Here is an 8,432-nt window from a genome sequence, read left to right as displayed (position 1 = left end):
GGGCCGGGACTCCGGCCGGCCGCCCCCTGCCCTGACCCTGATCCCCCCGGCGGCCACCGAGGAGGGGGCGCGCCGGGCGGGGTGGGGTGCGGGGTCAGGGCCGTTCGTCAGCCGAGCGTCAGCGACCGGGAGCGGGTCCGCCAGGCCTCGGCGCCGGCGCGCTTGAAGGAGTGTGACATCGCCGATCAACTCCTCTCCCGGATGGGTGACTTGGCGGGTTCCCGCGCTCACCGGGGTGCCTGACGCCGATTCTCTGCGAGGTCGGTGGGCGAGGAGAATCCCAGAAATCTGGGACATGTCCGTGCGACCTTTCGCCGTGAAGGCCCGTTCGGGCGCGAGGGCCGTCGGCGTGCACTCCGAGGTGTGCGACCCGAAGCCCGAGCCGGGGCGAACCGGGCCGGGCCGAGCCGGGCCCCGGGTGCGTCAACCGGCCGTGCGGATGTCCGCCCGGGGGCGCGAACTGCGCGGGAACGGCCCGTGAATTGTTCCCCGGTCGGGTGACGGTGCGGCCGGTCGGCCGGGCCCTGCGGGCATCATGGGCCGCGACACGGGACGTCGCGGACCAGGGAGTCGACCGATGGGTAGGCCGATGGCGGAGTTCGGCTGCGCGAAGTGCTACGGCGAGGACGAACGGGCGGTGTGGGGACGGCAGCGGGAGGGCTTCGAGCACGAGACGGAAGTGGTGGACGGCTCGCGCTTCGCCGTCAACCTGCGGCGCTGCCTGGGCTGTTCGCAGCGGTTCGTGTGGATCTTCACCGAGGTCGTCGACTGGATGGGCGGGGACGACGCCCAGTACGTGACGATCATGCCGGTGACGGCCGAGGAGGCCGCCGGCCTGAGGTCCGGCACCCTGCGCCCGCACGCCCTCGGCGCCCTCGGCCGCGACCGCCGTCACCTGAACCACGACTGGCCCACCGGCGGCCCGGCCCGGCTGCACTGGCGCTCCGGCCGCTTCCTGGTCGCCGAAGGGCGGTAGCTCCTCCGCCTGGCGTCCGCCGCGGTCCACCGGGGGCCGACCTGCGGACGGTGTCGAAGAGGCGCGTTCCCGTCATTTTTTGACCGGTCCACGCCAAGAATATCGCCGTGCCGGGCGCCCCGTGACCGGCCGCCGCCAGACTGCAGATCCGATCAACTGGTTCGGATGCCAAGGACACGGGGATGGCAAAAGATCGCGGGGCGGTGCGCCAGGGGCGGCGGGGTCTGCCCGAAGACGAACCGGTGAGACGATCCCGCCTGGCCTGTCAGCCAGGTCTGCGGATCACCGAACTCGCGTGCTTCGAGGATCACCGGTCGTTCAGGCCGACGGTGACCGGCGCGCCAGACGACGCGGTGCTCATCGTGTCGCTGATCCGCTCGGGAGGCTTCGTGCTCCGCGCTGGTGGCCGCGAGGACTTCGTCGACCCGACGACGGGCTTCCTGATGCGGCGGGGGGACGAAGCGGCCGTCGCCCATCTGACGGACGTTCCCGACCTCAGCACGGTGCTGGAGTTCCACCAGGACGTCCACGGAGAGTGCCCGGACGGGGCGGGGCCGCGCAGCCTGCCGGTGGATCCCGCCCTCGACCTGGCCCACCGTGGCCTGGTCGCCGCCTGCCGCGCGGGGACGGACGCGTTCGAGGTGGCGGAGCGGTCCCACGGCCTGATGGCCGGGCTGACCGGCGCCCGCGCGCCCGCCGGCGGCGGGCGGCGGCCCGCCACCGTCCTCGCCCACCGCAGGATCGTCCACCAGGCCTGCGCCGCACTGATCGACGGGCCGCCGACCCTGGGGCTGGAGGAGATCAGCCGCCTGGCCGGCTGCTCCCCGTTCCACCTCAGCAGGGTCTTCCGGTCGGTCACCGGTCGCACGCTCACCAGCTACCGCAACCAGCTGAGGGTGCGCGCGGTCGCGGAGGACATCGTCGGAGGCCGGCCGCTGCGCGAGCTCGCCGCGACGTACGGCTTCGCCGACCAAGCTCACCTGACACGTGTGTTCCGGAAGCACACGGGTGAACTCCCCAGTGTCGTCAGGTCCGTGCTGTTGCGGACGGCGCCCGCGGTGGGAAGCGAGCAAGGATGTCCAACGCCGCGGTCGCCGGCGTCCTGAGGATGGTTCCGGGGCCGGCCGCATCGGGCCGGACGCCGTCATCAAGAAGCGAACGGGAGAACCCCTGTGTCACGCAGCTCGATTGCCTCCGCGGTGAAGCGGACCGTCATCGCGGCAGGCACCGCCGCGCTCCTCCTCGGCATGACGGTGGGCGTCGCCGCGGCGGCGCCGGCACCCGCCCCCGCGTACACGAAGCAGAACCTGACGACGATTCTCTCGCAGTGGACGCACTGGACGCCGGACGCGAACGACTCCAGCCACGCCGGCACGCTGAACGCCGGGGTGAACTACTTCTACTGCTGGACCAACGGGCAGAGCTACTACGCCCGTGAGACGGGCCGCACCAGCAGCATCTGGCTGCTGACCGACGACGACACCGGTCACCGCAACGTCTACGTCAGCGAGACCTACCTGGACGCGTACGGCTACGCCAATGACACCCAGATCCTGCCGCACTGCTGAACCACGTGACACGGCACATCAAACCAGTGGAGGAGGAAGTTTCGTGATCAGGACGAAGAAGACGGCGACCTCGCTCGGGGCGCTCTGCCTGGCGGCGGCCGCGGCTTTCGCCGGGGCGGTGCCCGCCTCGGCGGTTCAGCAGGGGCCGGCCGGCATTCTGGGCATCGGCTCGCAGATCACCCCGGTGCGCGACACCGGCATCTACTTCGGCCCGGGGTTGAGCACCCCGCGGATCGGTACGGCCTGGGCCGGCGACAACGTGGCCGGCATCTGCGAGGTGTTCGACAACAACGGCAAGCGCCTGATCCTGGGCATCGAGCGGCCCGGCCGCACCGGCGTCCAGTGGGCCAACACCGCGGGCTACCTCTGGGCCGACGACTTCCAGTCGACCGGCAGCTTTCCGAGCTGCTCGAACTACGGCCACCGGCTCACCCCGGTCCGCGACACCACCGTCTACTCGGGTCCGGGCCTGAGCACCCCGGCCGTCGGGACCGCCTGGACCGGTGACGACGTGGCCGGCATCTGCAGGATCGCCGACAACAACGGCAAGCGCCTCGAGCTGATCATCGAGCGCCCCGGGCGCAACGGCGTCCAGTGGGCCAACAGCGCCGGGTACGTATGGGACCTCGACATCCGTGAGGACACCGGTCCCCTGCTGGGCGACTGCGGCGTCGCGTAGACGGCGGAGGCGGAAGCGCGGGAAGTCGGCCGGTCCGACTTCTCGCGCACACGCGTGTCCGGAGTGGCGGAGGCCCGTTCGGCGGCGGAGCCGTACAAGGCCAATTCCCGTCCCTCAGGTGCCGTTGAGGGCGTAGCTGCGGAACGTGGCGAGCAGGGGCAGGACTTCGGTCTTGCTGGGGTCCTCGGTGACGGCCCGCATCGCGTCGATCACCGTGTGGGCGATGATCTTGATGACGGGGAGGTCCTCCGCGGGCGCCAGGGTGCCCCAGGCCTTGAGGGTCTGGGTGAGCAGGGCGCTCATCCGGGCGCCGATGTTGGAGCTGACGGCGTCGGAGATCTCCGCGATCTCCTCGTCGCTCATGGTGGCGCGCAGCCCGAATGCGAGCGCCATCAGGGTGTCCATGGCGTGCTCGCCGTACGCGGCGACCAGCGCCGGGAGCGGCCGTTCACCGGGGCCGCCCGCCGCCAGGGCGGCCAGTGCCTCGTCGTCGTCCTTGAACGCCGCCTCCAGGGCGGCCAAGGCCCGCAGGGCCTCGTCTGCGGTGAGCCCGTCTGTCATGGAAGGAACGGTATTGAGCCATCCCGGCTTCCGACAGGGAATGAAGCCGGGATCACCCCTTCGAGCGAAGCGGGCCCTATGCGGGCCGGTAGCGGCCCTCAAACTGCTCCGCGTCCCAGCTGCCGCCCAGCTCGGGGGCCAGGGAGGCGTGGGCGAGGGCGGCGAAGTCCTCGGCGCGGCCCGCCCGTTCGGGCAGGGCGCCGAGCAGGGGGGCGCCGGCGGAGCGGGGCAGGTCGGCGAGGTTGCAGCGCTCGGCGAGGCCGGGCTTGGCGGGCCAGGAGCCGACGAGTACGCCCGCGAGCGGGAGGTCGCGGGCCGCCAGGGCCTCCGCCGTGAGGGAGACGATGTTGAGGGTGCCGAGGCCGGCGGAGGCGATCAGCAGCACCTCGGCCGGAAGGCCGGCGTCGAGCACGGCCCGGGCCTGGTCGGCGAGCGTACGGCCCTCGTCGTCGTAGCGGACCAGCAGCCCGCCCGCGCCCTCCACCAGGACCAGGTCGTGGGTGGCGGCCAGTTCGGCGACCTCAGTCACCACCTCGGCGGGGGAGAGGTACGGCATGCCGGCCCGCCGGGCGGCGGTGTCGGGTGCCAGCGGCTCGGGGTAGCGCACCAGCTCACGGATCGTCAGTTCACCTGCCAGGCGCCGGACTTCGGCCGCGTCCCCGGGCTCCTCGGGGGAGACGCCGGTCTGTCCCGGCTTGAGCACCGCGACCTTCCGCCCGGCCCGCAGCGCCGCCGAGGCGACGGCCGCGGTGGCGACGGTCTTGCCGACGTCGGTGTTGGTCCCCGTCACGAACAGGATGCGCGCGCTCATCCGGACACCGCCGCGGCGGTCACGGCGGCGGCGATGCGTGCCACGTCCTCGTCCTCCGTCACATAGGGGGGCATGGTGTAGATCAGGTCCCGGAAGGGCCGCAGCCACACGCCTTCGCGCGCCGCCGCCTCGGTCGCCGCCGGGACGTTCACGGGGTGGTCCAACTGCACGACGCCGATGGCGCCCTGGACCCGTACGTCCCGTACGCCCGGCAGTCCGGCCGCCGCGGCGAGGCCCTCGGCCAGCCCGGACCCGATGCGCTTGACCTCCACCGACCAGTCCTGCCCGAGCAGCAGCTCCAGCGAGGCGTTGGCGACGGCGCAGGCCAGCGGGTTGCCCATGAACGTCGGCCCGTGGGCGAGCACCGGCACCTCGCCGCGGCTGATCCCGTCGGCGACCTCGCTCGTGCACAGCGTGGCGGCCAGCGTCAGGTAGCCGCCGGTCAGCGCCTTGCCCAGGCACATCACGTCCGGCGAGACGCCCGCGTGGTCGGCGGCGAACAGCGCGCCGCTGCGCCCGAAGCCGGTGGCGATCTCGTCGAAGACGAGCAGCACCCCGTACCGGTCGCAGAGCTCGCGCAGCATCCGCAGGTAGGCCGGCGAGTGGAAGCGCATCCCGCCGGCGCCCTGGACCACCGGCTCGACGATGACGGCGGCCAACTCGTCGGCGTGCCGGGCCATCAGCTCCTCGAACCGCGCCGCGTACGCGGGGTCGAGCGGGGCGTCGAACCCGGCCGGCGGCTCGGGGGCGAACAGCTGGCCGGGCAGCACCCCGCCCCACAGGTGGTGCATCCCGCCGTCCGGGTCGCACACCGACATCGGGTGGAAGGTGTCCCCGTGGTAGCCGCCGCGCCAGGTGAGCAGCCGGCGCTTGGCCGGCCGCCCGGTGGACTGCCAGTACTGGAGGCACATCTTCATCGCGACCTCGACGGCCACCGAGCCCGAGTCGGCGAGGAAGACGTGCCGCAGCGGCTCCGGGGTGATCTCCACCAGCGTGGCCGCCAGCCGGACGGCGGGCTCGTGGGTGAGCCCGCCGAACATCACATGGCTCATCCGCCCCAGCTGCTCGCGCACGGCCTCGTCCAGCACCGGGTGCCGGTAGCCGTGGATCGCCGCCCACCAGGACGACATCCCGTCGACCAGCTCGCGCCGCCCGCCCGCGACCGGTTCGGCCAGGCGCAGCCGCACCCCGGAGGCGGACTCGACCACGTACGGGGTGACGGTCCCGGGCATCGGCCCGTACGGGTGCCAGACGTGGGCGCGGTCGAGGGCGAGCAGGTCGGTCGCGGATGCGGACGGCTGGAGCATGGTGCGTTCTCCGGAGGACTCGGAACTGTCAGGCGTTGGGCGCGAGTTCGGTGCCGGCGCCGCGGCGGCGGACCTTCACCAGGTCGCCGCGGAGCTCGTCGTCCGATGCCTCGGACGCCTCCCCGGCCGGTGCGGACGGGGCATGGGCGTGCCCGCCGCACGGCCCGCAGCCGCCGCCGCTGCCGCACGCGGAGGCCGCGCCGCCGCAGCCGCCGGAGGCGTGGGCGGCCTGGGCGGCCTCGGCGACGTCCGCGCGGTGGCGCGGCAGGGTGGCCTCGCCGGCGCCCTCGACCTCGAAGCCGGCGTCCTTGATCATGTCGAGGTCGGTCTGCCCGGCCTGGCCCTCGCTGGTCAGGTAGTCGCCGAGGAAGATGGAGTTGGCGATGTGCAGGCCGAGCGGCTGCATCGAGCGCAGGTGCACCTCGCGCCCGCCCGCGATCCGCACCTCGGTGTCCGGGTTGACGAAGCGGACCATCGCCAGGATGCGCAGGCAGCGCTGCGGGGTGAGGTTCCACTCCTTGGCGAGCGGGGTGCCCTCGAACGGGATCAGGAAGTTGACGGGGACGGAGTCCGATCCCAGCTCGCGCAGCGCGAAGACGACGTCGACCAGGTCCTCGTCGCTCTCGCCCATGCCGGCGATCAGGCCGGAGCAGGCCGACAGGCCCGCGCCGTGCGCCTTCTGCACCGTGTCGACCCGGTCCGCGTAGGTGTGGGTCTTGGTGATGGTCCCGTAGGTGTTCTCGGAGGTGTTGAGGTTGTGGTTGTAGGCGTCGGCGCCGGCCGCCTTGAGCCGCTCCGCCTGGTTGTCGGAGAGCAGGCCGAGGCAGACGCAGATCTCGACCGCGGGGTCGGCGTCCTTGATGGCGGCCATGGTGTCGGTGACCCGGTCGATGTCGCGGTCCGTCGGGCCGCGGCCGCTGGCGACCAGGCAGACCCGCTTGGCGCCGCCGGCCACCCCGGCGCGGGCGGCCTCGGCGGCCTGGTCCGGCTTGAGCCAGGTGTACTTGAGGATCTCGGCCTTGGACCCGAGCCGCTGCGAGCAGTACGAGCAGTCCTCCGGGCAGAGCCCGCTCTTCAGGTTCACCAGGTAGTTGAGCTTGACCCGGCGGCCGAACCAGCGGCGGCGCACCTTGCCGGCGGCGGCGACCACGTCGAGCAGCTCGTCGTCGGTGGTGGCGAGGACGGCCAGGGCCTCCTCGCGGGTCGGGACTTCGCCGCGCAGGCCCTTGGCGGTGAGGGTATCGAGCAGATCCATGGGGCGATCCTGCCTGGTGGCGATCGAGCGGCGCCAGAGCAAACCCGCCAGAAGATCGGCGTGAGGATGTGCCGATTGCCACAGTGTCGAAGGTCACGGCTCCGCCGCTGGTCACGAGCTTGACGCGGGGCCGAGCCTGCGGTTACCGGCCGGTAGCGACCGGGGTGTCGACCGGGGTGTCGACCGGGGTGTCGACCGGGGTGTTGAGCGGGGTGGCGAGCGGGGCGGCGGACGGCCGGCGCCCGACTGGTGACGGGTCGGCAGCGGGCTGGTGGCGGGCTCCGGCGGACGATGATCCACAACCCCCGACCCCGTGATCCACGCCACGCCGGGGGTGCTTAGAATCTGCGCCATGACCACGCAGGGGGAGCACACCCCGACTCCGGGAGACGGCCGGGACGACCGGGCAGGGCAGCGGGCCGGCGGGGGCGCCGACACCGACGGGGGGACGGAGCGCAGGCGGGGCCGCCGGCTGACGGGCCGTCGAGCGGCCGGCTGGATCGTCGTCGTCGGCGTGGTCGCGGCCGGCGGATGGATCATCACCCGCCCTATGCCCGGCGACTACATACCCGGGCTCGGCCCGTCCACCAAGGACTCGTCCGCGACGCCGCGCGTGGTGGGCGCCCCGCCGCCGCGCACCGACCCCGAGGCCCTCAACGTCGACAACCTCTTCCCCGCCCAGCGGCCGGTCGAGGTCGGCGCCTTCAAGGCGCGGCGCAACGGCGTCCGGCAGGGCGAGAACTGCGTCGAGGTGCTCCAGGACCGCGGCCAGGACCCGCTGAAGGACACCGGCTGCCAGGGCTACCTGACCGTCAGCTTCACCGGCCAGGACCACCCGGTGCTCAGCAGCGTCACCCTGCTGCGCTTCCCCGACCAGCCCTCCGCCGCCAGGGCCGCCGACGCCCTGCGGGCCAAGCCCGGGGCGGTCGCCTTCATGCTCGCCGACACCACCACCGGCCCCGTCCAGGCCCCGGGCGCCAAGCAGGGCGGCGACCCGCGGGTCGAGGCGGTCGGGCACTACGTGACGGTCACCAGCTCGCGGCCGGGCGACGGCCGCCCGACGGGCTCCGCCCCGAGTGGCACCGGCGCGCCGGCCACGCCCGGCCAGACGGCCGGGGGTTCGGCGCCCAGCACCGAGCAGAGCCTGGACGAGGCCACCCGGGCGCTCTCCTACGCGGCGGGCTCGCCGTTCGCCTGGATGTGACGGCGCTCCCCGGCTGCGACGGCGGCCCGTTCTGACGTGACGACGCCCCCGGAAGCCGAAGCTTCCGGGGG

General features: G+C 73.3%; 9 protein-coding genes. 5 read left to right on the top strand and 4 right to left on the bottom strand.

Annotation, left to right across the window (positions count from 1 at the left end; all coding sequences use genetic code 11):
* The first annotated feature begins 577 nt into the window (after positions 1-577).
* From ACFU6K_RS22115 to ACFU6K_RS22100, 4 genes are all read left to right on the top strand, one after another.
* Positions 578-976 (top strand): hypothetical protein, encoded by a 399-nt coding sequence (locus tag ACFU6K_RS22115; RefSeq protein WP_380665534.1) that lies wholly within the window; start codon positions 578-580, stop codon positions 974-976.
* Between the two features lie 329 nt (positions 977-1,305).
* On the top strand, positions 1,306-2,082 hold the full coding sequence (locus ACFU6K_RS22110; RefSeq protein ID WP_380665532.1) for a helix-turn-helix transcriptional regulator: 777 nt from the start codon (positions 1,306-1,308) through the stop codon (positions 2,080-2,082).
* 93 nt (positions 2,083-2,175) lie between these two features.
* A complete protein-coding gene (locus tag ACFU6K_RS22105; RefSeq protein ID WP_380665530.1) occupies positions 2,176-2,544 on the top strand; it encodes a hypothetical protein in 369 nt (122 codons plus the stop codon).
* 43 nt (positions 2,545-2,587) lie between these two features.
* On the top strand, positions 2,588-3,223 hold the full coding sequence (locus ACFU6K_RS22100; protein WP_380665528.1) for a hypothetical protein: 636 nt from the start codon (positions 2,588-2,590) through the stop codon (positions 3,221-3,223).
* 114 nt (positions 3,224-3,337) lie between these two features.
* Here the strand turns inward: ACFU6K_RS22100 and ACFU6K_RS22095 are convergent, their stop codons facing one another.
* The 4 genes from ACFU6K_RS22095 to bioB all read right to left on the bottom strand — a co-directional run bounded on the left by ACFU6K_RS22095 (position 3,338) and on the right by bioB (position 7,157).
* Positions 3,338-3,784 carry a hypothetical protein gene (locus ACFU6K_RS22095; protein ID WP_380665526.1) on the bottom strand — a complete coding sequence of 149 codons (447 nt, stop codon included), beginning with the start codon at positions 3,782-3,784 and terminating at the stop codon, positions 3,338-3,340.
* A gap of 76 nt (positions 3,785-3,860) precedes the next feature.
* Complete coding sequence (gene bioD / locus ACFU6K_RS22090) at positions 3,861-4,595, bottom strand: dethiobiotin synthase (protein ID WP_380665524.1); 735 nt, start codon at positions 4,593-4,595, stop codon at positions 3,861-3,863.
* On the bottom strand, positions 4,592-5,902 hold the full coding sequence (locus ACFU6K_RS22085) for an adenosylmethionine--8-amino-7-oxononanoate transaminase (protein ID WP_380665522.1): 1,311 nt from the start codon (positions 5,900-5,902) through the stop codon (positions 4,592-4,594). Before ACFU6K_RS22085 ends, bioD begins: the two co-directional genes overlap by 4 nt.
* Before the next feature lie 28 nt (positions 5,903-5,930).
* Entirely contained in the window at positions 5,931-7,157 is a 1,227-nt protein-coding gene (bioB, locus tag ACFU6K_RS22080) for a biotin synthase BioB (RefSeq protein ID WP_380665520.1), read from the bottom strand.
* A gap of 352 nt (positions 7,158-7,509) precedes the next feature.
* Between bioB and ACFU6K_RS22075 the strand changes: the two genes are divergently transcribed.
* Complete coding sequence (locus ACFU6K_RS22075; protein WP_380665518.1) at positions 7,510-8,361, top strand: hypothetical protein; 852 nt, start codon at positions 7,510-7,512, stop codon at positions 8,359-8,361.
* Positions 8,362-8,432 lie beyond the last annotated feature (71 nt).

The organism is Kitasatospora sp. NPDC057512 (genome assembly GCF_042802135.1).
Lineage (GTDB): Bacteria > Actinomycetota > Actinomycetes > Streptomycetales > Streptomycetaceae > Kitasatospora.
Note: the sequence above shows the minus strand (reverse complement) of the source record. Positions and strands in the feature narration are given on the sequence as shown.